22 protein-coding genes and 1 pseudogene are annotated in these 25,458 nt (G+C 71.4%); 18 read left to right on the forward strand and 5 right to left on the reverse strand.

Translation table 11 applies throughout. The annotated features are described in order from the left end of the window. Positions 1-15: 15 nt before the first annotated feature. From ruvB to AB0K35_RS19005, 6 genes are all read left to right on the forward strand, one after another. Entirely contained in the window at positions 16-1,083 is a 1,068-nt protein-coding gene (gene ruvB / locus AB0K35_RS18980) for a Holliday junction branch migration DNA helicase RuvB (RefSeq protein ID WP_238669205.1), read from the forward strand. Positions 1,084-1,205: 122 nt separating this feature from the next. Further along, entirely contained in the window at positions 1,206-1,562 is a 357-nt protein-coding gene (yajC, locus tag AB0K35_RS18985) for a preprotein translocase subunit YajC (protein WP_238669206.1), read from the forward strand. 277 nt (positions 1,563-1,839) lie between these two features. Next, complete coding sequence (gene secD, locus AB0K35_RS18990; protein WP_363886555.1) at positions 1,840-3,759, forward strand: protein translocase subunit SecD; 1,920 nt, start codon at positions 1,840-1,842, stop codon at positions 3,757-3,759. Position 3,760: 1 nt separating this feature from the next. Further along, positions 3,761-4,960, forward strand: a complete 1,200-nt coding sequence (gene secF / locus AB0K35_RS18995; RefSeq protein WP_238669208.1) for a protein translocase subunit SecF — start codon at positions 3,761-3,763, stop codon at positions 4,958-4,960. 78 nt (positions 4,961-5,038) lie between these two features. Then, the gene (locus AB0K35_RS19000; protein WP_238669209.1) at positions 5,039-5,605 is read left to right on the forward strand and encodes an adenine phosphoribosyltransferase; all 567 of its coding nucleotides are present in this window, start codon (positions 5,039-5,041) and stop codon (positions 5,603-5,605) included. A 197-nt stretch (positions 5,606-5,802) separates the two neighbouring features. Next, a complete protein-coding gene (locus AB0K35_RS19005) occupies positions 5,803-8,325 on the forward strand; it encodes a bifunctional (p)ppGpp synthetase/guanosine-3',5'-bis(diphosphate) 3'-pyrophosphohydrolase (protein ID WP_238669210.1) in 2,523 nt (840 codons plus the stop codon). Positions 8,326-8,419: 94 nt separating this feature from the next. Here the strand turns inward: AB0K35_RS19005 and AB0K35_RS19010 are convergent, their stop codons facing one another. Both AB0K35_RS19010 and AB0K35_RS19015 read right to left on the reverse strand, forming a co-directional pair. Then, the gene (locus AB0K35_RS19010; protein WP_238669211.1) at positions 8,420-9,262 is read right to left on the reverse strand and encodes a peptidylprolyl isomerase; all 843 of its coding nucleotides are present in this window, start codon (positions 9,260-9,262) and stop codon (positions 8,420-8,422) included. A 59-nt stretch (positions 9,263-9,321) separates the two neighbouring features. Further along, on the reverse strand, positions 9,322-10,206 hold the full coding sequence (locus tag AB0K35_RS19015) for a peptidylprolyl isomerase (protein WP_238669212.1): 885 nt from the start codon (positions 10,204-10,206) through the stop codon (positions 9,322-9,324). A 270-nt stretch (positions 10,207-10,476) separates the two neighbouring features. Here AB0K35_RS19015 and AB0K35_RS19020 point away from each other — a divergent pair, with 270 nt between their 5' ends. From AB0K35_RS19020 to AB0K35_RS19030, 3 genes are all read left to right on the forward strand, one after another. Beyond that, on the forward strand, positions 10,477-11,187 hold the full coding sequence (locus AB0K35_RS19020; RefSeq protein ID WP_238669226.1) for an MBL fold metallo-hydrolase: 711 nt from the start codon (positions 10,477-10,479) through the stop codon (positions 11,185-11,187). A gap of 73 nt (positions 11,188-11,260) precedes the next feature. Beyond that, a complete protein-coding gene (gene hisS, locus AB0K35_RS19025; RefSeq protein WP_238669213.1) occupies positions 11,261-12,589 on the forward strand; it encodes a histidine--tRNA ligase in 1,329 nt (442 codons plus the stop codon). Positions 12,590-12,660: 71 nt separating this feature from the next. Further along, positions 12,661-13,602 (forward strand): acyl-ACP desaturase, encoded by a 942-nt coding sequence (locus tag AB0K35_RS19030; protein ID WP_238669214.1) that lies wholly within the window; start codon positions 12,661-12,663, stop codon positions 13,600-13,602. Between the two features lie 153 nt (positions 13,603-13,755). Here the strand turns inward: AB0K35_RS19030 and AB0K35_RS19035 are convergent, their stop codons facing one another. Beyond that, positions 13,756-14,262 (reverse strand): PaaI family thioesterase, encoded by a 507-nt coding sequence (locus AB0K35_RS19035; protein ID WP_238669215.1) that lies wholly within the window; start codon positions 14,260-14,262, stop codon positions 13,756-13,758. Positions 14,263-14,317: 55 nt separating this feature from the next. Between AB0K35_RS19035 and AB0K35_RS19040 the strand changes: the two genes are divergently transcribed. Then, positions 14,318-14,794 (forward strand): helix-turn-helix domain-containing protein, encoded by a 477-nt coding sequence (locus tag AB0K35_RS19040; protein ID WP_238669216.1) that lies wholly within the window; start codon positions 14,318-14,320, stop codon positions 14,792-14,794. A gap of 388 nt (positions 14,795-15,182) precedes the next feature. After that, on the forward strand, positions 15,183-16,229 hold the full coding sequence (locus tag AB0K35_RS19045) for a S1 family peptidase (protein ID WP_238669217.1): 1,047 nt from the start codon (positions 15,183-15,185) through the stop codon (positions 16,227-16,229). A 96-nt stretch (positions 16,230-16,325) separates the two neighbouring features. Here AB0K35_RS19045 and AB0K35_RS19050 read toward each other — a convergent pair whose 3' ends face one another. Next, positions 16,326-16,949: a DUF998 domain-containing protein gene (locus AB0K35_RS19050; protein WP_238669218.1), complete on the reverse strand. Its 624-nt coding sequence runs from the start codon at positions 16,947-16,949 to the stop codon at positions 16,326-16,328. Positions 16,950-17,177: 228 nt separating this feature from the next. Continuing rightward, positions 17,178-17,909 carry a DUF998 domain-containing protein gene (locus AB0K35_RS19055; protein ID WP_238669219.1) on the reverse strand — a complete coding sequence of 244 codons (732 nt, stop codon included), beginning with the start codon at positions 17,907-17,909 and terminating at the stop codon, positions 17,178-17,180. Between the two features lie 154 nt (positions 17,910-18,063). Between AB0K35_RS19055 and aspS the strand changes: the two genes are divergently transcribed. The 7 genes and pseudogenes from aspS to AB0K35_RS19090 form a co-directional block, all read left to right on the forward strand. Next, positions 18,064-19,869 (forward strand): aspartate--tRNA ligase, encoded by a 1,806-nt coding sequence (gene aspS, locus AB0K35_RS19060; RefSeq protein WP_238669220.1) that lies wholly within the window; start codon positions 18,064-18,066, stop codon positions 19,867-19,869. Positions 19,870-19,987: 118 nt separating this feature from the next. Next, entirely contained in the window at positions 19,988-20,800 is an 813-nt protein-coding gene (locus AB0K35_RS19065; protein WP_238669221.1) for a sugar nucleotide-binding protein, read from the forward strand. A gap of 179 nt (positions 20,801-20,979) precedes the next feature. Beyond that, entirely contained in the window at positions 20,980-21,585 is a 606-nt protein-coding gene (locus AB0K35_RS19070; RefSeq protein WP_238669222.1) for a helix-turn-helix domain-containing protein, read from the forward strand. 58 nt (positions 21,586-21,643) lie between these two features. Continuing rightward, positions 21,644-22,930, forward strand: coding sequence for an MFS transporter (locus AB0K35_RS19075; protein WP_363886563.1), 1,287 nt, complete (start codon positions 21,644-21,646; stop codon positions 22,928-22,930). Between the two features lie 164 nt (positions 22,931-23,094). Further along, a complete protein-coding gene (locus tag AB0K35_RS19080; RefSeq protein WP_124855015.1) occupies positions 23,095-23,307 on the forward strand; it encodes a hypothetical protein in 213 nt (70 codons plus the stop codon). Between the two features lie 74 nt (positions 23,308-23,381). Beyond that, positions 23,382-24,920, forward strand: coding sequence for a replication-associated recombination protein A (locus AB0K35_RS19085; protein WP_238669224.1), 1,539 nt, complete (start codon positions 23,382-23,384; stop codon positions 24,918-24,920). After that, a pseudogene (locus tag AB0K35_RS19090) lies at positions 24,917-25,458 on the forward strand (hypothetical protein); the annotation flags it as partial. The gene AB0K35_RS19085 and the pseudogene AB0K35_RS19090, both read left to right, overlap by 4 nt.

Raw genomic sequence — 25,458 nt, forward strand, 5'->3', positions numbered from 1 at the left:
CGCGCGGGCCGCACGATGAGCGAGACCGAGGGGCTTGTCTCGGCGTACGTCAGCGACGCCGATCGGGACGCGGAGGCCACGGTACGGCCGAGGCGGCTGGCCGAGTTCATCGCCCAGGACCGGGTACGCGACCAGCTCGACCTGTTGTTGCAGGGGGCCATGCGGCGGGGGTCGCCGCCGGATCACATCCTGCTCTCCGGCCCACCCGGGTTGGGTAAGACGAGTCTGGCCAACATCGTCGCCGCCGAGCTGGGCGCGGGCATCCGGGTGACCAGCGGCCCGGCTATCGAGCGTTCCGGTGATCTGGCGGCGATCCTGACCAGCCTCGCCGAGGGCGACGTGCTCTTCATCGACGAGATCCATCGGATCGCGCGGCCGGCCGAGGAGCTGCTGTACAGCGCGATGGAGGACTTCCGGGTCGACGTGGTGGTGGGCAAGGGGCCGGGGGCGACGGCGATCCCGTTGGACGTCGAGCCGTTCACACTGGTTGGCGCGACGACCCGCTCGGGCCTGTTGACCGGGCCGATGCGGGACCGGTTCGGCTTCGTGGCGCACCTCGACTTCTACGCCCCGGCTGATCTGGAGACGCTGCTGCACCGTTCGGCGCGGATCCTGGGGGTGCCGATCACTCCGGAGGGGGCTACCGAGATCGCCGGTCGGTCCCGGGGCACCCCGCGGATCGCGAACCGGCTGCTGCGGCGGGTCCGCGACTACGCCGAGGTTCGGGCGAACGGGGTGGTCGATCTCGACACCGCCCGCGCGGCCCTGATCGTGTACGACGTGGACGCGCTCGGTCTGGACCGGTTGGACCGCGCGGTGTTGACCGCGTTGGTCGACTCGTTCCGGGGCGGCCCGGTCGGGTTGTCCACCCTCGCCGTGGCGGTGGGGGAGCAGCCGGACACGGTCGAGGAGGTCTGCGAGCCGTTCCTGGTGCGGGCTGGGCTGTTGGCCCGTACGCCGAGGGGTCGGGTGGCGACCGAGGCCGCCTGGCGGCATCTGGGGCGCACACCGCCGAATGGTACATTTGGTGTAGATAGCCCGCCTGTGCCCGACTTGTTCTCCTTGGATGTCGATCAGCCGTGATGTGAACGTGATCTGTGCCGCATTCGGCGTTCCCAGGTGCAGGGTTTAGACTTCGCCGCGGTCTGTACAGGACGTGAGATTCCGCCTCCGCTCCGGCACCCACGGTGCCGGGGAGGTGGCCAATGGGAAGGTCAGTAACCGTGCAATTGGCAGCAGCGGGTGGTGGGGCCGGCGGCATCACGCCGATCCTGATGATCGCCCTGCTCTTTGGCGTCATGTACTTCATGATGATCCGACCCCAGCAGAAGCGCCGCAAAGAGGCGGAGGCGATGCAGTCCAACCTCGGCCCCGGCGACGAGGTCGTGACCATCGGTGGGCTCTACGGCACTGTCACCGGCATCGAGGACGACACCGTCCTGATCGAGGTCGCCCCGGGCGTGCAGACCCGCTACGCCCGCCCGGCCATCGCGCGGGTGGTCACCCGCGCGGAGCTGCCGAGCGAGCCGGTCACCGAGGACGCGGACACCGTCAAGGAGTGACCCCTCCCCCCGGGAGCGGCGAGTCCGGCGTACGGCCGGTGGGCCGCATTCCGGGTCGTCGCGCCCGAACGGGGCAGCGGACGAGACGTGAAAACTGGATAGTTGGGTCGACGCCGGGCGTCGGCACGTTCCCGTGACCGTCGGCGTTCCGCGCCGGGGTGCCCGGTCCTCGTGTCGGCACCTCGTCGGCTCAAGGCAGACCCGTCGGGCGGAACCCCCGGCCCGACACCGCCGCCGCTGCGACAGCGGCGCGACCGTACAGGGAGACAGGACAGCCGTGGCACCACCTCAGGGACAGATGCGCCCCGGGCGGCAGCTCGCCGTGCTCGGTTTCATCTTCGTGGTCCTCTATCTTTTGGTGTTCTTCGCCGGCGCCAGCGGCAGCTGGAAGGACCGGCTCGAGCCCAAGCTCGGCCTGGACCTCATCGGCGGCACGCGGGTGACACTGGAGGCGACCAACAGCGTCGACGGCAAGCCCCCGACGGCGGAGAACCTCGAGGAGGCCCGCGAGATCATCGAGAGCCGGGTCAACGCGTTCGGCGTGGCCGAGGCCGAGGTGGTCACCGAGGGCAACCGCAACATCGTCATCTCCCTGCCCGGTGAGAACCGGAACCTCGACGACGTGGGTGAAGCGGCTGAGCTGCGCTTCCGCAAGGTGCTCAAGGCCGCCTCCGGCAGCGGGGTGGCCGAGGCGCCGCCCGCCGCCACGCCGGCCCCGTCCGGTAGCGCCGCCCCGACCGGCAGCGCGACCCCGTCCGGCGCCGCGACGCCGACCCCGGCGGGCAGCGCCTCGCCGAAGGTGACCTCGTCGCCCAGCGGCGGTCAGGGCGGAATGGCCCCGGCGTCGCCCAGCACCACGCCGACCCCCTCCGCGTCCGCCACCGCCTCGCCGAGCGCCGCCGCGCCCAGCGCCAGCGCCGAGCCGGTGCCGGCCAGCGTCGAGGAGCAGCGCAAGGCCGTCGAGCAGAAGGTCGGCGCCGCCGCCTGGCAGGCCGCCAACGGGTTGCAGGCTCCGGCCGACCTGAGCGCCGACCCGTCGCTGGCCGAGAAGCTCAAGCCGTTCGGCACGCTGTCTCCGCAGGAGGTCGCGGTGCTGCCGGCGCAGATGCAGTTCAACGTGCCGACGATCGGCTGCGCGCAGCTCGACCAGCGCCCCCCGGCGTCGATCTCCGACGCGAAGCAGCAGGTGGTCTCCTGCGAGGACGGCGCGTCGAAGTACCTGCTCGACCAGGCCAAGGTGCTGGGCACCGACGTGTCCGACGCCGACGCGGTGCTCGACCAGACCAACGCCTGGGTGGTCAGCCTGGACTTCACCGGCGACGGCCAGGGCAAGTGGACCTCGCTGACGCGTGAGGCGTTCAACAACGAGGGCCAGGCCTGCGACGCGACCGCGTTGGGTCAGGACGGCAAGTGCCGGGTGGCAGTCGTGCTGGACAACAAGATCGTCTCCTCCCCGGAGATCCAGGGCGTGCTGACCGGCAACTCCCAGATCACCGGCACCTTCACCCAGAAGGACGCCAGCACCCTCGCCGGCCAGCTCCGCTACGGCGCGCTGCCGGTGACCTTCGAGCAGCAGGAGGCGCAGAACGTCACCGCCACGCTGGGTGCCAGCCACCTGCGCGCCGGTCTGCTCGCGGCCGGCATCGGCATGCTGCTGGTCATCATCTACGCGTTCTTCTACTACCGGCTGCTCGGCTCGGTGATCTTCCTGAGCCTCATCCTCTCCGCGCTGCTTGTCTTCGGCGCGCTGGTGGTGCTCGGCCGGCAGATCGGCTTCACGCTCACCCTCGCCGGCATCGCCGGCATGATCGTCTCGCTCGGTGTGGCGGCGGACTCGTTCGTCATCTACTTCGAACGTCTGAAAGACGAGATCCGGGAGGGGCGAAGCCCGCGCAGCGCGGTGCCCCGCGCCTGGATCCGAGCCCGTCGGACGATCATCTCGGCCAACGCGATCACGCTGCTCTCCGCTGTGGTGCTCTACGTGGTCTCGGTCGGCACGGTCAAGGGCTTCGCGTTCGCGCTCGGCCTGGCCACTGTGCTGGACCTGGTGGTGGTCTTCCTCTTCCGGCACCCGATCATGACGATGTTCGCTCGGACCCGGGCGTTCCTGTCCCCGCGGGTCAGCGGTCTGGGCCGAGCACTGCCGGCCCGCAACCAGCCGACTCAGCCCCGCAACCCGCGCGCCAAGGAGGCCTGAGATGGCTCAAAACGGTCTGGCGAGCCGCCTCTACAACGGCGAGGCCGGTCTCAACATCGTCGGTCGGCGCAAGCTCTGGTTCGGCGTCGCCGGTGTCCTGGTCCTGATCGCGATCCTCAGCTTCTCGATCCGTGGGTTCAGCCTGGGCATCGAGTTCGCCGGCGGTAACTCGTTCCAGGTGCCGGCCAGCGTCGGCACCCTCGACGACGCCGAGCGGGAGGTCAATTCGGCCCTCGCCGCCGAGAACACCGGCGTCATGGTGGCCACCACGCAGAAGGTCGGCGGTCCGGGCGGCGACTCCTACGAGCTCCGCACGCCGCAGCTCACCGCCGAGCAGGCCACCGCGGTCAAGGCCCAGATCGCCGAGGACCTCGGCATCAGCGCCGACCAGATCAGCGACAACCAGGTCAGTGAGGCCTGGGGCAGCCAGGTGACCGAGCGGGCCGTACTCGGTCTGGTCATCTTCATCGCACTGGTGATGGTCTACCTGATCCTGCGCTTCGAGTGGCGGATGGCGGTGGCCGCAGTCGCCTCGCTGATCACCAACCTGATCCTCACCGCCGGCATCTACTCGCTGGTCGGCTTCGAGGTCACCCCGTCGACGATCATCGGCTTCCTCACCATCCTGGGCTTCGCGCTCTACGACGTGGTGGTGGTCTTCGACAAGGTCCAGGAGAACACCCGGGGCATCACCGCCAACAACAACCAGACGTACAGCGAGGCGTCCAACCTGGCCATCAACCAGAGCCTGATGCGGTCGTTGAACACCTCGGTGGTCGCCCTGCTGCCGGTCGGTGGTCTGCTCTTCATCGGTGCCGGCCTGCTCGGTGCCGGCACGCTGAAGGACCTCGGTCTGGTGCTGTTCGTCGGTATGGCGGTGGCGTTCCTGACCTCCATCCTGGTGGCCACCCCGCTGCTGGCGCTGTTGAAGAACTACGACCCGCGGATCCAGGCGCACAACAAGCGCGTCCTGACCCGGCGGGGTGCGGTCGGCCGCGGCGAGGTCGCCGGTAAGGGTGCTGCCGCGAGCCCGGTGGCCCAGGCCGACGCGACCGACGAGCCCGTCGATCAGGACGCCGCCGCGCTGGCCGGTGCCGCCCCCAAGGTGGGCGCTCGGCCGGCGGGCAAGCGGCCCACCGGTGCCCGGGGCGGTCGCCCGGGTGGCGGCGGCAACCGGCCGGGTGGCGCCAAGCGGCGCTGACCCGACAGGAAACACCCGAACGGCGTCCGGCATGCTGTTGCCGGACGCCGTTCGTCGTCGAAGGAGAGCGAAACAGCCGTGACGGAGACCCACAGCACCGCAGCGCGCGGGGACAGTGGCCCGGAGGTCGCCCGACTGGTCGCCAGTCGGGTGCTGGACGTGCCCGACTTCCCCAAGCCCGGCGTCATGTTCAAGGACCTGATGCCACTGTTCGCCGACGGCAAGGTCTTCCGTGAGGTGATCGACGGGATCGTCGCGTACCACGGGCGGGACGCCTTCGACGTGGTGGTCGGCATCGAGGCGCGCGGGTTCGTCGTGGCGGCGGCCATCGCGTACGCGACGGGGGTGGGCGTGGTGCCGGTGCGCAAGGCCGGCAAGCTGCCCCGCCCGGCGCACTCGGTCTCCTACGAGTTGGAGTACGGCGAGGCCACCCTTGAGGTGCACGAGGACGCCTTCACCGCCGGGCACCGGGTGCTGGTGGTCGACGACGTGCTGGCCACCGGTGGCACCGCCGAGGCGACGCTGGACCTGGTCGAGCGGGCCGGCGGCACCGTCAGTGGCTTCACTGTGCTGCTGGAGCTCGGCTTCCTGGGCGGGCGCGAGCGACTGGCGCCGCGTCCCGTCCACGCCCTGTTGACTGTTTGAACCGGTCGATACTCTGCTGACCGTTTGATCCCGGACCCGTCGGATGGACCCGGCGCCGACCGTCCGGCGGAGCGGCAGGGGACCGTCCGTGCGGGTAGCATTGCCCTTTGCTGACGCCGGCGGTATGCCGTCCGGCGGGCGAGACCAGGTCGGCCGATCTTCGGCCGGCGTGTTTCCGGCGAGCGGTGAGGAGGCCGGTGTCCCACGATGTCGTCCCTCCGGCGGAGGGCACGGTGCACCCGACAGGCGACGCTGACGGCTCGGTGACCGACCGGACAGGCGACGCGCCGGCCCGGGTGACGGGCACCGGCAACGGCTCCGGTCGGGCTGCCGGTGAGAGCGCGGTGCGTCCGACCAGCGGCCCGCCGAGCGCTGAGGCGTCCCCCGGCGCCGATGGCGTCGTGGTGCCGTTCCCGACCGACGCGGGCATCGATCCGTCGCCCAGCGGTGGCTTCGGGCTGTCCAACGCGCCCACCGGTCGGCGGGTCCGGGCCCGGCTTGCCCGGTTCAACGCGCCCTGGCAGACCTCGCAGGTCAGCGAGGTGCTGGAGCCGCTGATCGCGAGCCACCGGGACAACCACCCCAAGGCGGACGCCCGGCTGCTCCAGCGCGCCTTCGACACTGCCGCGCGGTGGCACTCCGGGCAGTACCGCAAGTCCGGCGACCCCTACATCACCCACCCCCTGGCCGTGGCGACCATCCTCGGCAACCTGGGGATGGACACCACCACGTTGGTCGCCGCGCTGCTGCACGACACCATCGAGGACACCGAGTACACCCTCGACCAGATGCGGGCCGACTTCGGTGGCGAGGTCGCCCTGCTGGTCGACGGCGTCACGAAGCTCGACAAGGTCAAGCTGGGCGACGCGGCCAAGGCCGAGACGATCCGCAAGATGGTCGTGGCCATGGCGAAGGACCCGCGGGTGTTGGTGATCAAGCTGGCCGACCGGCTGCACAACATGCGCACCCTGACCTTCCTGCCCCGCCCCAAGCAGGAGCAGAAGGCCAAGGAGACGCTGGAGATCCTGGCGCCGCTGGCGCACCGGCTCGGTATGAACACGATCAAGTGGGAGCTGGAGGACCTGTCCTTCGGCACGCTCTTCCCGAAGCGCTATGAGGAGATCAACCGGCTGATCGGGGAGCACCAGCCGCAGCGCGAGGCGCTGCTGCGGCAGGTGACGCAGAAGGTGCAGATCGACCTGAAGGCCGCCAAGATCAAGGCGGAGACCACCGGTCGGCCGAAGCACCTCTACTCGATCTACCAGAAGATGATCGTGCGGGGTCGCGACTTCAACGACATCTACGACCTGGTCGGTGTGCGGATCCTGGTCGACACCGTTCGGGACTGCTACGCGGCGCTGGGTGTCATCCACGCCAACTGGCAGCCGGTGCCGGGCCGGTTCAAGGACTACATCGCGATGCCCAAGTTCAACATGTACCAGTCGTTGCACACGACTGTCATCGGGCCCACCGGCAAGCCGGTGGAGATGCAGATCCGCACGTACGCGATGCACCGCACCGCGGAGTTCGGCATCGCCGCGCACTGGAAGTACAAGGAGCACAAGGGCACCCAGATCGTCGGCCCGCCCGCGCACATCGACGAGATGACCTGGCTGCGGCAGCTGCTCGACTGGCAGCGTGAGGCGGCCGACCCGAGCGAGTTCCTGGACGCGCTGCGCTTCGACCTGTCCAGCCAGGAGGTGTACGTCTTCACCCCGAAGGGTGACGTCATCCCGCTGCCGACCGGGTCGACACCTGTGGACTTCGCGTACGCGGTGCACACCGAGGTGGGGCACAAGTGCATCGGGGCGCGGGTCAACGGCAAGCTGGTGCCGCTGGAGTCGACGCTGTCCAACGGCGACGTGATCGAGATCTTCACGTCGAAGTCCGAGACGGCCGGCCCGACGCAGGACTGGCTGGGCTTCGTCAAGAGCCCGCGCGCCCGGACGAAGATCCGGCAGTACTTCAACAAGGAGCGGCGTGAGGAGGCGATCGAGGCCGGCAAGGACGCGATCGTCAAGGCGATGCGCAAGCAGGGCATGCCGTTGCAGCGGATGCTCACCTCCGACGCGCTCATGTCGATCGCCCGCGACCTGCACCTGGCCGACGTGGCCTCGCTCTACGCAGCGGTCGGCGACAGCCAGGTCTCCGCGCAGTCGGTGGTGCAGAAGCTGATGGCCGCGTACGGCGGCGAGGAGGGCGCGGCGGAGGACATCGCCGAGACCGCCGTCGCCACCCGGCCGCCGCGCAGCCGGCAGAGCAGCGCCGACCCGGGCGTGGTGGTCCGGGGCGTCAGCGACGTCTGGATCAAGCTGGCCCGCTGCTGCACACCGGTCCCACCGGACTCGGTGTTCGGCTTCGTCACCCGCTCCGGCGGGGTGAGCGTGCACCGCGACGACTGCGCCAACGCCGAGGACCTGCGCGCGCAGAGCGAGCGGGTCGTCGAGGTGAGCTGGAAGCTCACCTCCGCGTCGACGTTCCTGGTCGCCATCCAGGTCGAGGCTCTGGACCGGCACAAGCTGCTGGCCGACGTCACCCGGGTGCTCTCCGACGAACGGGTCAACATCCTCTCCGCCACCGTCACCACCACCCGTGACCGGGTGGCGGTGAGCCGGTTCAGCTTCGAGATGGCCGACCCGAAGCACCTGGGCCACCTGCTGGCCACGGTGCGCAAGGTCGACGGCGTCTTCGACGCCTACCGGGTCACCTCCGGCGCCTGACGCCCACCGGATCGGTCTCGGGGCTCGACGCGTACAGCGGAAATGACAGCGCCCGCCGGCTCAGCCGGCGGGCGCTTCGTCGTGCGCGCGGGGGTCAGCCCTGCGGGTTGCTCATCGTGAGGTCCTTGATGATGACCTCCTTCTTCGGGTGACCGCCCCCGGCCTGCTGGGCGAACGCCCCGTCGTCGCCGGCCTTGGCCACGTCCTTGACGAGGTCCATGCCGCCGGTGATGGTGCCCACCACCGTGTACGCCGGGTCCAGCGGCGAGTCGCCGTAGACGATGAAGAACTGGCTGCCGGTGCTCCCCGGATCCTGGGCCTTGGCCATCGCGATGACACCCTCCGGGTACGGCGGGCGCTTGTCGGTGGGCAGGTTCTCCTCGGCCATCCGGTAGCTCGGGCCGCCCTGGCCGTCGGTGTCCCGCCAGCCGTTGCCGGTGGCGCTGGGGTCACCGCACTGCAACACCTTGATGCCCTCGCTCACGAGGCGGTGGCACTTGGTGTTGTCGAAGAAGTTCTTCTCCGCGAGGTAGGTGAAGCTGCCCGCCGTGCACGGCACCAGCGACCGGTCGACCTTGGCCGTGATCGGGCCGAGGTTGGTGTCGATCGTCATGGTCTGGACGCCCTTGGCGGACTGCTCGTTGCTGGGCACCCCCACGTCCTTGATCTGCGGGGGGCGCTGCTCGGTGGGCAGCGCGGTGTACGCGCACTCGGCCGCGCCCGCCGCCGGCGCGGCGGTGTCGCTCTTGTTGTCGTCGTCGCCGCCGAGGCTCACCGCCAGCCAGACGGTGCCGGCGACCACGAGCACCAGCGCGGCAGCCGCGCTGACGATCGCCGTCGTCTGCCGGCGCTTGCGGGCCTTGGCCGCGCGCTCGGCCATCTCCTTCTCGAGCCGGGCGCGTGCCGCCGCGCGCTGCCGCTCTCTGGTGGACGTCACGCCTGGATCCTCCTGGCTGGTTGCTGCTGGGTGCCGCTTGGGTGGGTGGTGGCGCCCGGTCAGCCGGCGCTCGGGCTGCTGGCCGGGGTGCCGGAGGCCGAGGGAGCCGGTGCCGCACCGGTGACCGGCTCACCGACCGTGAGGCTCTGGATCGTCACATCGGTGCTGGGCTTGACCTTCGCCCCGGTCCCATTGTCCACGGTCGGGAGGGCGCCGATCTTCTCCACCACGTCCAGCCCGCCGGTCACCCGGCCGATGACCGGGTACTTGGGGTCGGCGGTGGTGAAGTCCTTGAAGAAAATCAGGAACTGGCTGCCGTTGCTGCCCGGCGGGTTGGAGACCATCGTCACCGTGCCCTTCGGGTACGTCGGCGGCTGGCCGGGGGCCGGACTGGCCGACGGCGACGCCGACGGGACGGTCGGCAACTCTTCGTCGTAGAACGAGTAGGTCGGCCCACCAAGACCCGTGCCGCTGGGGTCGCCGCAGCGCAGCGCGCCCTCGGCGGTGATCTCGTGGCACTTGGTGTTGTCGTAGAACGACCGGCTCGCCAGGTGGGCGATGCTCGCCGCCGCGCACGGGGAGTTGGTCAGGTTCAGTTCCGCGGTGATCGGCGCGCCCTGGTTCGTGGTCACTGTCATCGCCCGGGTGCCGTCGGTGGGCAGATCCTTGGTGGCCGGCGTGCCGACGTCCTTGAGGTTGGTGTTTGCCGTCGCGTCCTGCGGCGTCCAGAGGCAGGTGTCCTCAGCGGCCGTGTTCTGCTTCGGGTCGGAGTCGAACGCCCCGAGCGCCCAGGCTGAGCCGGCCACTACCAGCACAAGGATCAGAGCGGCGCCAACTCCGGCCTGGATCTGCCGTCGGCGCCTCGTCGAGGCGGCCCGGCGAGCCAACTGCCGGTCGAGCTTGGCCCGCGCCAGTTTGCGCTGCCGGTCCCTGCTGGAAGCCACCAGTGCTCCCCTTTCCTCTACCTGGTCGTCGCCGGCGGCCGGTAGCCCCGGCCCGTCCGGGCGTGACGTGTGCCGCGCCACACGCCCGCCAGAGTGTACGGCTAGTGACTGGGAATGTGGTGTACGAGGTCCACCCCGTCCCGAGCAGCGCTTATCGGAGGTTGTCACTGTGCCCCACGAGGCCCGTGGGACGGACGCGGCAAACTCGCTCGGCCCGCCCGATAGGCTGCTGGGCAGGACGACAGCTGCTCGACGGAGAGGACAGTGCCCGTGCTCGTGGCCGGCTTTCCCGCGGACGCCTTCGGCACCAACTGCTACGTGGTTGCCACCGCGCCGGGGGAGCAGTGCGTGGTGGTCGACCCCGGCATCGGGGTGCTCGACCAGCTCGACGCGCTGCTCGCCGAGCACCGCCTGCATCCGGCCGCCGTGCTGCTCACCCACGGCCACCTCGACCACACCTTCTCGGTCGCGCCGGTCTGCGGTGCGCGCGGCATCACCGCGTACGTGCACCCCGGTGACCGGGAGATGCTGGCCGACCCGTCCAAGGGCCTCTCGACCGACTTGACGTCGCTCTTCGGCGGCCGGCTGAGCTACACCGAGCCGGAGGACGTGGCGGAGTTGACCGACGGCGCCACCCTCACGCTCGCCGGCCTGGAGATCGCCGTCGACCATGCCCCTGGCCATACCGGCGGGTCGGTGCTGTTCCGGCTGCCGGGCGCCGGGTCGAACTGGGAGGCTGACGAGCTGTGCCTCTCCGGTGACGTCCTCTTCGCCGGGTCGATCGGCCGCACCGACCTGCCGGGCGGGAGCATGCCGGCCATGCTCACCAGCCTGCGCGACAAGATTCTTCCGCTGGCCGACGACACCGTCGTGCTGCCCGGCCACGGCCCCAGCACCACCATCGGCCGCGAGCGCGCCAGCAACCCGTACCTCATCGAGGTGGCTGGCACGTCGCCGGCCGCTCCCACCCGGGGCCTCTAGATCTTCTGTCCGCGCCGCGCGCGGACCCACGACACCACCGCGCCACCGGCGCGGAACCGCAAGGAGTACGCCGATGAGCAAGCCCACGCCCATCTCCGGCTTCCCGGAGTGGACCCCCGGCCAGCGGATGATCGAGCAGTTCGTGCTCGACAGGATCCGGGCCACCTTCGAGCTGTACGGCTTCGCGCCGCTGGAGACCCGCGCCGTGGAGCCGCTGGACCAGCTGCTGCGCAAGGGCGAGACCTCGAAGGAGGTCTACGTGATCCGGCGGCTGCACGCCGACGCCGAGGGTGCCGGTGGTGACGACCAGCTCGGCCTGCACTTCGACCTGACCGTGCCGTTCGCCAGGTACGTGTTGGAGAACGCCGGCAAGCTGAGCTTCCCGTTCCGCCGCTACCAGATTCAGAAGGTGTGGCGGGGCGAGCGGCCGCAGGAGGGGCGCTACCGGGAGTTCGTCCAGGCCGACATCGACATCGTCGACCGGGACACCCTGGCCGCGCACCACGAGGCGGAGATGCCGCTGGTCATCGGGGACGCGCTGCGCTCGTTGCCGATCCCACCGGTGACGATCCAGGTCAACAACCGCAAGATCTGCGAGGGTTTCTACCGGGGCATCGGCCTGACCGACCCGGAGGCGGCGCTGCGGGCCGTGGACAAGCTCGACAAGATCGGCCCGGCGAAGGTGGCCGACCTGCTGGCCCAGACCGCCGGGGCGAGCGAGGCGCAGGCAAAGGCGTGCCTGGCGCTGGCCGAGATTTCCGCCCCGGACGCGTCGTTCGCCGATGCCGTCCGGGCGCTCGGGGTGAGCGACCCGCTGCTCGACGAGGGCATCGAGGAACTGGTCCGGGTGGTGGATACCGCCGCCGAGCACTCGCCCGGCCTCTGCGTGGCGGACCTGCGCATCGCCCGTGGGCTGGATTACTACACGGGCACCGTCTACGAGACCCAGCTGCGCGGCTACGAGCGTTTCGGCTCGATCTGCTCCGGCGGCCGGTACGACAACCTGGCCAGCGCCGGCGCCGTCTCGTACCCGGGGGTGGGGATCTCGATCGGCGTGACCCGGCTGCTCGGTCTGCTCTTCGGCGCGGGGGAGCTGTCGGTCTCGCGGGAGGTGCCGACCGCAGTGCTCGTCGCGGTGACCAGCGAGGAGCAGCGTACGGCCAGCAACCGGGTGGCCGAGGCGCTGCGGCGGCGCGGGGTGCCGACCGAGGTGTCGCCGAGCGCGGCGAAGTTCGGCAAGCAGATCCGCTATGCCGAGCGGCGTGGCATCCCGTACGTCTGGTTCCCCGGTGCCGAGGGAGCGCCGGACGAGGTGAAGGACATCCGCTCCGGTGAGCAGGTCACCGCCGGTGCGGGGGAGTGGACGCCACCCCTGGCAGACCTCAAACCCACTGTCGGTTGAGTGTCCCCACTGGCGCTGACGGCCGCGGGGACCTACGGTAGCGTAAGTTACGCCACCGTAGGGAGTTTCTCGTGACCGTCAGCACCACAGTGAGCCAGACCGCGCTGCTCGTCGAGCTGGAGCCGGTTGTCGCACGCAACCTGGACCGCCACCTCTCGCTCGCCAAGGAGTGGTTCCCGCACGAGTACGTGCCGTGGAGCGAGGGGCGGACCTTCGACGGCCCGCTCGGCGGCGAGGCGTGGTCACCGACCGACTCCACAATCCCGGACGTGGCCCGCACCGCGCTGATCGTGAACCTGCTGACCGAGGACAACCTGCCCTCGTACCACCACGAGATCGCCACTCTGTTCGGTCGCGACGGCGCGTGGGGCACCTGGGTGCACCGGTGGACCGCCGAGGAGGGTCGCCACGGCGTCGCGATCCGCGACTACCTGACCGTCACCCGGGCGGTCGACCCGGTGGCGCTGGAGCGGGCCCGGATGACCCACATGTCGGAGGGCTACACCAACGCCCACGGCGACGAGGTGCTGCACTCGCTGGCGTACGTCTCGTTCCAGGAACTGGCCACCCGGATCTCGCACCGCAACACCGGCAAGGCCACCGGCGACCCCACCTGCGAGGCGCTGCTGGCCCGGGTGGCCGCCGACGAGAACCTGCACATGGTCTTCTACCGCAACCTGCTCGCGGCCGCGTTCGAGCTGGCCCCGAGCCAGGCCATGCGGGCAGTCGCCGACGTGGTGGACGACTTCCAGATGCCGGGCAGCGGCATCGACGGGTTCGCCCGCAAGTCGGTGGCGATCGCCCTGGCCGGCATCTACGACCTGCGCCAGCACCGCGACGAGGTGCTGCAGCCGGTCCTGCGTCAGTGGGACGTCTTCAACGTGACCGGCCTCAACGCCGACGGTGAGGCCGCCCGCGAGCAGCTCGCCGCCCAGCTGGAGAACCTGGACCGCGCCGCGAGCCGCTTCGAGGAGAAGCGCGACGCCCGAGCCGCCCGCCTAGCCCTCCGCTAAACCCCCCACCCCTCCAACCCCACCCCCCACCCCACCCCGTTGATCATGAAGTTATTGCCACTCGGGTCGGCGTGTCGGCGCAATAACTTCATGATCAACCCAGAGGGCTGCGGGGTTGGGGGTCTTGGGGGTGGGGTTGGGGGTGGGGGTGGGTTAGGGGAGGGGGAGGAGGAGGCAGGTGCTGGTGGCGTGGGCTATCAGGCGGTCGGCGGCGTCGGTGATGCGGGCCTCGGCCAGGGCCGTACGGCGGCCGCGTTGCAGCACAGTGCCCTCGCAGCGCAGGATGCCGCTGTCCACGGTGACCGGGCGGAGGAACTTCACGTTGAGGTCCAGCGAGGTGTAGCCGACTCCGGCGGGCAGCGTGGTGTGCACCGCGCACGCCGCGGCGGTGTCCAGCAGGGTCGAGAGCACGCCACCGTGGACGCTGCCGAGCGGGTTGTAGTGGAACTCCTGGGGAGTCAGCTCGACGACGACCCGGCCCTCGTCGGCTTCCATCCTGGCCATGTCGAGAAGGTGCATCACCGGCGGCGCGGCCAGCTCGCCGGCGATCATCGCCCGGAGAATGTCCAGGCCGCTGCGTCGACCGACCTGGGCGGCGTTGACCGACGGGTCCGCCCAGGTGAAGGTACGGCTGCGCACTGGTTCCTGCGTCTGCGTCATGGACGCAGCCTGGCAGCAGGTTGCTGAGTCTGTCAACGAGATCTAGCCTGGTCGGATGCGACCCGCGGCTCTGGACTGGTCAGTGGAGAACTGCACCATCGCCCGCGCGATGGAGGTCCTCGGTGAGCGGTGGACCCTTGTGGTGCTCCGCGAGGTGTTCACCGGAGTACGCCGCTTCGACGACATGCGGGTACGCACCGGCATTCCGCGCCAGGTGCTGACCAACCGGCTCGCCAGCCTGGTGGAGCAGGGCGTGCTGAGTCGCGAGCCGTACCGGGAGCCCGGCAGCCGGCTGCGCCACGAGTACCGGCTCACGGAGAAGGGCCTGGATCTGTGGCCGGTGCTGGTCGCCGTGCTCGGTTGGGGCGACCGGTACCTCGCCGACGCGGAGGGGTCTCCGCTCAGTGTCACGCACCGCGACTGCGGCGCGACGGTACGCGCCGAACTTCGCTGCGCCGACGGGCACGACGTGGGTCAGCCCCGCGACGTGGTGCCCAGTCCTGGCCCCGGCGCCCGTCGCCGTACCCCCTGACCCGAGCCCGCCGCACCCCGAGACGTCCGTTGCCCATCGCACCCTGACGCCCAGGCGCCCGTCCCCGTCGCCCGTCGCGCGGCGCCTCGCCGTGCCCTCCTGTGCGCGGTGCACCCGACGCCCGGCGCGGGCAGACATCGATGACCGTGCGCGCCGAATGTGGCCGGCTGTCGGTTGGGTGTGACGGTGGCTGTTCGCCAGCGTGTCGGGGGTGTTGCGGCCGCGTGGCCAACCGAGGTCGGTGAATCCGGACGAATTCAACCCTTGTTAATGATCTTAAGTATGTGAATACTTCAGTCTCATCCGGCCGGTTTCCCCAGATCGGCCGGGTTGCCCTCGGGTCAGCCGCCCCCGGCAGACCCGCTCCCCCGCCCAGGAGGTTTGTTACATGCGACCCACGAGGTCAACATTCCGCGTTGCGGCCACAGTCGCCGTTTCCGGAACCCTGGTCGTCGGCTCGCTCATCGGCGCGCCCGCCCAGGCCGCTCCTGCCGCGTCCCCCGACGCCGCCGCCGCGATCTCCGCGGAACTCGGCGACCGCTCCGCCGGCTCGTACATCGACGCCAGCGGCAAATCCGTCGTCACGGTGACCGACGCGGCCGCCGCCAGCAAGGCGAGCAAGGCCGGCGCCGTCGTCCGCTACGTCACCCGCGGCGCCGCCGAGCTCAACCGGGCCACGGCCGAGCTGGAGCGCTCCGCCAAGATCCCGGGTACCGCCTGGTGGAGTGACCCGGTCACCAACCAGGTCGTCGTCTCCGTCGACAGCACCGTCACCGGGGCCAAGCTGGAGCGGGTCAAGGCCGCCGCCGCGCGGGCCAACGGCGCGGTCCGGGTCGAGGCCGAGGCGGGCGTGCTGAGCACCCGGATCTCCGGCGGCCAGGCCATCTACGCCGGCGGGGGCGGGCGTTGCTCGCTCGGCTTCAACGTGCGCAGTGGCAGCACCTACTACTTCGTGACGGCCGGGCACTGCACCAACATCTCGGCCAGCTGGTACTCGAACTCCGCCCAGACCTCGCTGCTCGGCACCCGTACCGGCACCAGCTTCCCGGGCAACGACTACGGCATCGTGCGGCACAACAACTCGGCCAACGCCGCCGGTAACGTCTCGCTCTACAACGGCAGCTTCCGCGACATCACCGGCTCCGGCAACGCGTCGGTCGGCCAGTCGGTGCAGCGCTCCGGCAGCACCACCGGCCTGCGCAGCGGCTCGGTGAACGCGACCAACGCCACGGTGAACTACGCCGAGGGCTCGGTCTCCGGTCTGATCCGGACCAACGTCTGCGCCGAGCCGGGCGACAGCGGCGGCTCGCTCTTCGCCGGCGGCACCGCCCTGGGCATGACCTCCGGTGGTAGCGGCAACTGCCGCACCGGTGGCACGACCTACTTCCAGCCGGTCACCGAGGCGCTCAGCCGCTACGGCGTCAGCGTCTTCTGATCCACGCACCACTCGCGGGCCGCCGGAACTCTCCGGCGGCCCGCGTCGCGTCGACGGCCACCGAACCCCGCCGACACCGGGCGGACGCGACGGCGCTCAGCCGGGTCGGGACGGCCTCGGCCGCCGCCGGGAGACCAGCACTGCGACCAGCGGTACGCCCGCCTCGGCGGCCGCCGCCAGCCGCTCCGTCAGCCCGGTCCACGCCCCACCGGTGAGGAGCTCGACGGCGAACCAGCCGACCAGCCCGAGGAGGACCACCGCCGCCGCGAGCGCCGCCCGGCGTACGGGGGCCGGCGGGCGGTCGCGCTCCCGATCGAGCGACGGTGCGCCCCGACGGGGCACCGCCAGGGCCGGCCAGACGGCCAACGCCCCGAACGCGACCCCGGCGGCCACGGCGTGCGTCGTCGAGTCACCGTCCGGGTTCTGCGGGAACGCGACAAGCACCAGGGTCGCCAGCCCACCCAGCGCCAGCAGCGCTCGGCCCATCGGTGCGGCGCTGACCAGGCCGAACGCGGTCGCCAGGTGACAGAGGCCCAGGCCGGCGAGCCCGATCGTCATGATCCAGCGATGGTCCGCGCCCGCGGCGGCAAGCGCACTGATGGTCTGCCGCACCGGGTCGAATCCGTCGGACTGGGCGGCCTGCGCCAGTGTCCAGCCGCCGACGAGGAACAGTGGTGCGCCACCGGCCGACAGCAGGGTCCAACGGGGAACGGCGGACATCGGGCGATCGTAGCGGCGCGATCGGCGGAGTTCCCCGGCCGCGCGCGCCCGGTGCCGACGCGTCGACGGTGCGGACGCCGGTGCAGGCGGGGACGAGGCCCGATCAGGCGGGGACGAGGCCCGATCAGGCGGGGACGAGGCCCGATCAGGCGGGGACGGGGCCGGATCAGGCGGGGACGAGGCCGGATCAGGCGGGGACGAGGCCGGATCAGGCGGGGCGAGGACCCGTCACAGCCGGTCGGGTCGTCCGGGAGCGGGCCCGCTCGGTGGTCCGAGGGGATCCGGGGGTACGACGCCGATGGTCGGCAGGTCCGGGCCGACGCGTACGGTGCCGCCGACCGACCAGGCGAGGTGCGCCCGCCGGGCGGAGAGGACCGCCAGCAGCGGCCAGAGGGAGACCGCCACCGCCGTCACCCGTTCGGCCAGCCCGGTGCGGGACCCACTTGTCACCTCGAACGCGCACCATCCGAAGAGCGCGAGCAGCACGAGCGTGGCGCTCAGCCCGACCGTCCGGCGGAACGCCCAGGGCGGCTCCGGTCGGGTGGGGTGCTCGGTGTCGTGGCCGCGCGGCAGCCGCAGTGCCGAGCCGGCCGGCCAGAGCACCAGGGCGAGGACGGCCACCGTCGCCGCGACGCCGTGGCTGAGCGAGCCGCCGACCGGCGGCCGGGGAAAGGCGACCAGCGCGATGGTGGCCACGCCACCGACCGCGAGCAGGAAGCGGCTGGGTAGCCCGGCCGCGTGCAGGACGGCGGCGACAGACAGGTAACAGCAGCCGAGCAGCACCAGGGCCACCACCATGATCCAGGCGTCGGTGGCGTCCTGTCCTGCCAGCTCGCTGATGGTGTCCCGGATCGGGTCGTACCCGACGGGCTGTCGGGCCTGAGCCACCGTCCAACCGGCCACCAGCAGCACGGGCGCCGCCGCCGCCGTGGCGACGGCCCAGTTTGGTACGGGCCGCATTTCGCCACGTTAACCGGCGCGGCTGCCGGGGGAGTCGGGTTCGCCGGTCCACCCCACCAGCGAATCGTGCCGGCCTGCCGGGTGCCCGGAGGCGGAGCGGCCACCCCTGACAGAATGCCTGGGAGGACTGTTCCACGATGAGGAGTTGCCAGCCGTGATCCGTACCCACAATGCCGGAAGCCTGCGCGCCGCGGACGCCGGCTCGACGGTGACGCTCGCCGGCTGGGTGGCCCGCCGCCGCGACCACGGCGGGGTCATCTTCGTCGACCTGCGCGACGGTTCCGGTGTTGTCCAGGTGGTGTTCCGCGAGGAAGATGCGCACGCGCTGCGCAACGAGTTCTGCGTCAAGGTCGTCGGTGAGGTGACCCGCCGCCCGGCCGGCAACGAGAACCCGGAGCTGCCCACCGGTGAGGTCGAGGTGACCGTCGTGGAGCTGGAGGTGCTCTCCGAGGCGGCGCCGCTGCCGCTGCCGGTGGACGACCAGATCGAGGCCGGCGACGACATCCGACTCCGGTACCGCTACCTGGACCTGCGCCGCAGCGGCCCGGCGAACGCGCTGCGGCTGCGCTCGCGCGCCAGCCAGCTCGCCCGGGGCGTGCTGCACGAGCGTGACTTCCTGGAGATCGAGACGCCGACGCTGACCCGCTCGACGCCGGAGGGCGCCCGCGACTTCCTGGTGCCGGTGCGGCTTCAGCCCGGCAGTTGGTACGCGTTGCCGCAGTCGCCGCAGCTGTTCAAGCAGCTGCTGATGGTCGGCGGCATGGAGCGGTACTACCAGATCGCCCGCTGCTACCGCGACGAGGACTTCCGCGCCGACCGGCAGCCTGAGTTCACCCAGCTCGACATCGAGATGTCCTTCGTCACCGAGGACGACGTGATCGACCTCGGCGAGGCGATCGTCTCGACGCTCTGGAAGGACCTGGCCGGGCACGAGATCTCCGGGCCGATCCCACGGATCACCTGGCACGACGCGATGGCCCGGTACGGCTCGGACAAGCCGGACCTGCGCTACGGCGTCGAGCTGACCGAGCTGACGGAGTACCTGCGCGGCACCGAGTTCCGGGTCTTCGCCGGGGCGATCGACGCGGGCGGCTACGTCGGCGCGGTGGTGATGCCGGGTGGTGCGGCGCAGAGCCGCAAGGAGCTGGACGGCTGGCAGGACTGGGCGAAGGCGCGTGGCGCGCGCGGCCTGGCGTACGTGGTGCTGGACGCCGAGACCGGCGAGGCACGTGGCCCGGTGGCGAAGAACCTCTCCGCCGAGCACCTGGGCGGGCTCGCCGACACGGTCGGGGCCAAGCCGGGTGACGCGGTCTTCTTCGCCGCGAGCGCCACCACCCGGGAGGCGCAGGAACTGCTCGGGGCGGCCCGCGTCGAGATCGCCAAGCGGTCCGGCCTGATCGACGAGAGTGCCTGGGCGTTCTGCTGGGTGGTCGACGCGCCGATGTTCGAGCGCACGGACGAGGGCGGTTGGACGGCAGTGCACCACCCGTTCACCTCGCCGAACGCGGAGTGGGTCGACCGGTTCGAGGAGGCTCCGGACCGCGCCCTGGCGTACGCGTACGACATCGTCTGCAACGGCAACGAGATCGGCGGCGGGTCGATCCGTATCCACCGGGGTGACGTGCAGAAGCGGGTCTTCGACCTGCTCGGCATCACTCCCGAGGAGGCGCAGGACAAGTTCGGCTTCCTGCTGGAGGCGTTCAAGTACGGTGCGCCGCCGCACGGCGGTATCGCCTTCGGCTGGGACCGGGTCTGCATGCTGCTCGCCGGTGCCGACTCCATCCGTGAGGTCATCGCCTTCCCGAAGACCCGGGGTGGCTTCGACCCGCTGACCAGCGCACCCACCCCGATCACCGCTCAGCAGCGCACCGAGGCCGGTATCGACGCCAAGCCCAAGCCCCCCGCGACGGCCCACACCGGCACGGCAGGCCCGGCAGCCCCGGTGGCCGACCCGGTCTGACCCCTCTGACCCCACCCACCGCCGCCCGCCCTTCGCTTGGTTGATCAAGAGGTTTGCGTCATCATCGCCCCGCGAGATGACGCAAACCTCTTGATCGTCTGTGGGGGAGTGGGCCGGGATGCGGGTGCTTGTCGTCGGGGGTAGCGGGTTACTGGGGCGGTCGGTTTGTCGGCGGGGGGTCGACGCCGGGCTCTCGGTGGTGGGGACGTTTCACTCGGGTGAGATCGCTGTGCCGGGTGTCGTGGCGCGGCGGCTGGACGTGACCGATCGGGCCGCCGTGCGCGCGCTGGTCGCCGAGGTGCGGCCGGACGCCGTGGTTGGGACCCCCTATCGGTACGGCGACTGGGCGGTCACCGCCGACGGGGCCGCCCACGTGGCGTTCGCCGCCGCCGAGGTGGGTGCCCGGCTGGTGCACGTGTCCAGCGACGCGCTGCACGCCGGACGACCCGTGCCGTACGCCGACGACGAACCACCCACGCCGGTGCACGCGTACGGTGCCGCGAAGGCGGCGGCCGAGACCGCCGTACGGGCGATCGACCCGAGCGCGGCGCTGGTGCGGACCTCCCTGATCGTGGGGGAGGGCAGCAAGCAGATCCAGCTCTGCCGGGACGCGCTCGCCGGCCGGGCCACCCTGTTCAGCGACGAACTGCGCTGCCCGATCGACGTCACCGACCTGGCCGACGCCGTGCTGGAGCTGGTCGCCTCGACGTACGCCGGTCTGCTCAACGTGGCCGGCCCGGACGCGGTCAGCCGGGCCGAGCTGGGCCTGCTGGTGGCCGCGCGATACGGCCTGGATCCGGCCGGGCTGAAGACCACCACCAGCGCGGCCACCGGGCTGGTGCGCCCCCTTGACGTACGCCTCGACTCCACCCGCGCCGCCGCCCTGTTGCGCACCCGGCTGCGCGGGGTACGCGAACTCCTGGCGCACTAACCCGCCCCACCCCAAGCGCGCGGCCGTCCCACCCCCCGCGATCTTGCACTTCCGGTGGCGACAAAAGGGTCTTCAGTGAGCGAGACGAAGACCGAAACCGCAAGATCGCGGAGAGATAGATGCACAGTTTCTATGCACAACACTTGTGCATAGAAACTGTGCAGAGATAGTGTGCAGTCATGGCGAACGACGAAGACGTCACGCAGCCAGCGCTGCGTGAGGTGCGGATCGACAAACGGCAGGTCCGGGTGCTGGCGCACCCGCTACGAATGCGGTTGATCGGAGCGCTGCGCGTGAAGGGGCCCGCCACCGCGACCACCCTCGCCGAACTGCTCGGCACCAACACCGGCGCGACCAGCTACCACCTGCGCCAACTCGCCGAGGTCGGGCTCGTCATCGAGGACCCCGACCGGGGCAGCGGGCGGCAACGATGGTGGCAGGCGGCGCACGACGTCACCAACTGGGAGCCGTCCGACTTCGACGACGACCCCGACGCCCGGGCCGCGATCGAGTGGATTCAGGGCGACCAGGTGCGTCTCCTCGCCGAGACCGCCGACCGCTGGTTCGCCACCCAGCACGAATGGTCACCGGCCTGGCGGGACGGCTTCGGCATGAGCGACACCCTGATGACCATCCCACCGGCCCGGCTCGACGAACTCAAGAACGAGGTGTGGCAGTTGCTGGAGCGGTACCGCCAGGAGGCCGAAACCGCGGACCCGACCGATCCGGAGGCCCAGCCCGTGCAGATCTTCCTGGCCGCCTACCCGCTGCGCGAGGGCCTCTGATGAGCGCGAGGAGTGAGCCGGTGTTGCGAGCCCCGCAGTCGAGAAGTGAGGGATTGTCATGAGCGCGCTGACCGTACGTCAGATTCGACGTCGTTACCTCACGCTCTACGGCCTGCGCTGGCTGCCCACCGGTCTGATGATTCCGGTGATGATCCTGCTGATGCAGGAGCGGGGCCTGTCGCTGCCGCAGATCGGTCTGGTCGGCACCGCGCAGGGGCTGTTGGTGCTGGCGCTGGAGTTGCCCACCGCCGGGATCGCCGACGCGATCGGCCGCCGACCGGTGCTTCTCGCCGCCGGGGTGCTCAACCTCGCCTCGCTGGCGCTGTTCGCTGTGGCCGACTCGTTCTGGCTGTTCTTCCTGGTCTGGGCCCTGCAGGGGGTCTACCGGGCGCTGGACAGCGGCCCGTTGGAGTCCTGGTACGTCGACGCCACGCTGGCTGTCGACGCGGAGGCCGAGTACGAGCGTGGCCTCGGGCATGCCGGCACCGTGGTCGGCGCTGCGATCGGTGGTGGCGCGTTGCTCAGTGGCGGTCTGATCGCGCTCGGCTCGATCGGGCCGGTCAGCGCGCTCACGGTGCCTGTCCTGGCCGCCATCGTCGCGCAGGCGGCGGCGCTCGTCGCACTGGTAGTGCTGCTGGTCGAGCAGCGGTCGGCCACCGGGGTCGCGGCGCTGCGGACCTCGGCCGCCCAGGCGCCCCGGATGATCGGCGAGGCGCTCGGGCTGCTGCGCCGGTCCCGGGTGCTGCTGGCGCTGGTCGCGGTGGAGCTGTTCTGGGGCTTCGGCATGGTCACCTTCGAGTCACTGCTGCCGGTACGGCTGGCCGAGGTGATCGGCGACCCGGAACGCGCCGCCGCGCTGCTCGGGCCGGCGAACTCGGTCGCCTGGCTGGCCTCGGCCGCCGGCGCGGCGTTGACCCCATTGCTGCTGCGCTGGTTCGGCGCTGCCCCGGGCGCGGCGCTGCTGCGCATCCTGCAGGGTGTGACGGTGGTCGGGATGGGGTTGTTCGCCGGGCCGGTCGGGGTGCTGGTGGCGTACCTGGCCTGCTACGCCGTGCACGGGGCGTCCAACCCGCTGCACAACGGGCTGCTGCACCGGCAGGTGGACGGCCCGTACCGGACCAGCGTGCTCTCGCTGAACTCGATGATGGCGCAGCCGGCCGGTGCGCTCGGTGGGGTGGCGCTGACCGCGCTCGCCGCTGCCACCAGTGTCGGCACCACGATGGTGGTCGGCGCTGTGGTGCTGGCCGTCGCCGCCCCGCTCTACCTGCCCGCCTGGCTGGCCGGCCGTCGGGCCGCACCCGCCGTCGAGCCGACCCCGGTCCCAGTTCCCGCCGCCGACCGGTAGGGAACACTCCTCGCCTGACCGCCTCAGGCCGGTCAGGCGAGGCGGATCGAGCTGAGCGGGACCGGGCGGCCGTGGCACTGGTGCATCCACCGTGGAGATTGGCGAGTCGACCGATTGGGTACATCACGCGCCGACCTACTGGGAACCCCCACCGGAGGACCGACATGCTCGCCATTCTCGCGGCCATCGTCTTTGGCTTCGCCCTGCTGCTCGACCTGCTCGGCACCGACTTCGGAGCGCCGGACCTGTTCAACTGGAACACCCTCGTACTCATCGGGCTCCTTCTCCTCTCGCTCTACCTGGCCGGTGTGGGCAGCGGCCCGCGCGGCGGTGGCGGCGGCCGCTGGTACCGGGGCCGTCGCCCCGGGCGTGGCTGACCGGAACCGATCACCGGTGGCGGGCCCGCGGCGCGATTCCGGCGTCGTGGGCCCGGCCCGGTACTGTCTTCGTGATGGAGTCCGACGCCCTCTTCTCCCTCGGTGAACCCGCCGGGTCGCGCAGCGCGCCCGACGGTCCCGCCGGTGTCGACGGCTTCACCGCGGTGGCCGACGATTCGCCCCTGCCCGTCCGGATGCGCCCGGTGACCCTCGACGAGTTGGTCGGGCAGGAGCACCTGCTCGCTCCCGGCGCACCCCTGCGGCAACTGGTCTCCGGCGGGGCTCCGATGTCGGTGATCCTCTGGGGCCCGCCGGGCAGCGGCAAGACCACAATCGCCCACCTGGTGGCCGGTGCCACCGACCGCCGCTTCGTCGCCATGTCGGCGCTCTCCGCCGGGGTGAAGGACGTCCGGGCGGTGATCGAGGCGGCACGCCGCCAGCGCCGTTCCGGTGGCCCACAGACCGTGCTCTTCATCGACGAGGTGCACCGGTTCAGCAAGACCCAACAGGATTCACTGCTCGCCGCCGTCGAGGACCGCACTGTCACCCTGCTGGCGGCCACCACCGAGAACCCGTACTTCTCGGTCATCTCACCGCTGCTGTCGCGGTGCGTGCTGCTCACCCTGCAACCGTTGGACGACGAGGCGGTGCGGGGCCTGCTGCGCCGCGCGGTCGCCGACAAGCGTGGCCTGGACGGCGCACTGGCCCTGACCACCGAGGCCGAGGATCACCTGGTCCGGCTGGCCGCCGGCGACGTCCGTAAGGCACTCACCGCCCTTGAGGCGGCGGCGGCCTCCGCGACGGCCCTCGGCGGTGGGCGCATCGACCTCGCCACCGCTGAGCAGGCCGTCGACGTGGCGGCAGTGCGCTACGACCGCGACGGCGACGCCCACTACGACGTGGTCAGCGCCTTCATCAAGAGCATGCGCGGCTCGGACGTGGACGCGGCGGTGCACTGGCTGGCCCGCATGCTGGTCGCCGGTGAGGACGCCCGGTTCATCGCCCGTCGTCTGGTCATCTTCGCCAGCGAGGACGTCGGCATGGCCGATCCCGGGGCGCTGAGCGTGGCGACGGCCGCCGCGCACGCGGTCGAGTACGTCGGGCTGCCCGAAGCGCAGCTCAACCTCGCCCAGGCGGTGATCCACCTGGCCACCGCGCCCAAGTCGAACTCGGCCACCACCGCCATCGGCGCCGCCATCGCCGACGTCCGGGCCGGTCGCGGTGGCCCGGTGCCACGCGGGCTGCGCGACGCGCACTACGCCGGTGCCCGAGGGTTGGGCCACGGGACCGGCTACCGCTACCCGCACGACGATCAGCGCGGCGTGGTCACCCAGCAGTACGTCCCGGACGACCTGGTGGGCACCGACTACTACCAGCCCAGCCCGCACGGCGCGGAGCGGTCGGTGGCCGGCAGGTTGCCGCTGCTGCGCCGGATCGTGCGCGGTCTGCCGGCTCCTGCCGGGCGTCCGCAGACGCCGACATCCGAGCCGTCCGTAACGGCGCAGACCGCGCCAGCGCTATCCCCGGGGGCCGCCCGTCCGACGACGGGCACGGATGCCCCCGGCACGATGCAGGACAGCGGCACCGACGCCGCAGGAGAGGGTCAACAGTGAGATCGCGTGGTGGGGACCGCCCGGACGAGGGCCCGGACGAGCGGCGCGATCCCCGCGCCAAGACCCGCCGTTGGGGTCGCGGCCGGGCGGCTGAGCCCGAGCCGGAGGAGCCGGTCGCCGGCGAGGAGTTCGGCTGGATCGACGACCTCCGCTCGGCCAAGCAGCAACGCACCGAGCTGGGCCCGGACGGCGCGCCGGCGGAGCCGAACCGGCAGCGCGGGGGCATGCCGCCGGCAGACCCGGCCGGGCCGCCGGCACAACCCACAGCGCGTACGGCGGGAGGGCCGGCCGGTGCGCGCGGCAGTGCCCCGGAGTCCCCGGCGCCGCCGGCCTCGCGCCAGCCTGAACAGGGCGGTGCCGCCGCCCGTCGACCTGTCGACGGGCCCTGGCCCGGGGAGACGCCACCAGCGGAGCGTCGCCCGGACAACCGGCCACCCGCCGCCGGCCCCGCACCCGGGCAGCCGCCGCGCCGCGGCGTGCAGCCGGTGCCCGGCGCCCGCGCCGCCGTACCCCAGTCGCCACCCGCCGCCCGCCCGGG

The sequence above is a fragment of the Micromonospora sp. NPDC053740 genome (genome assembly GCF_040677775.1).
GTDB lineage: Bacteria > Actinomycetota > Actinomycetes > Mycobacteriales > Micromonosporaceae > Micromonospora > Micromonospora alfalfae.